At 63.1% G+C, this 336-nt stretch carries 1 protein-coding gene; it reads left to right on the top strand.

Annotated features, from left to right (window positions below):
* Nucleotides 1-44: 44 nt before the first annotated feature.
* Nucleotides 45-336, top strand: a 292-nt coding sequence (locus RRF55_RS27330; protein ID WP_439419212.1) for a c-type cytochrome, incomplete at its 3' end; no start/stop codon positions are given.

The raw sequence follows: 336 nt of genomic DNA, 5'->3' as shown, positions 1-336 counted from the left end.
CGAACCTAAGCAAACAGCCGGTCGCTCCAGCTGAGGCGTTCTGGGTGATCAAGCACGGCATCAAGGCCAGCGGCATGCCCGCTTGGGGCGGCAGCATGGACGATGAGTTCATATGGAACATGTCGGCCTTCCTGCAGAAGTTGCCCACGCTGGACGCGACTGCGTACAAGGAACTTGTCGACAGCAGCGAGGGCCATTCGCATGGCGGCGGCGAGACGCAAGGCCACCATGACGACGAAAAGGCCGAGGATCACCCTGCCTTATTCGAGCCGGGCAACAACTCCATGCCGCATGCGCACCCGCCGGGCGTGGACGACGATCACCACGGCCCGACAC

Origin of the sequence: Klebsiella sp. K47, from assembly GCF_051858335.1 — a bacterium.
Lineage (GTDB): Bacteria > Pseudomonadota > Gammaproteobacteria > Enterobacterales > Enterobacteriaceae > Klebsiella > Klebsiella pneumoniae.
This window is presented reverse-complemented; position numbering and strand designations above follow the sequence as displayed.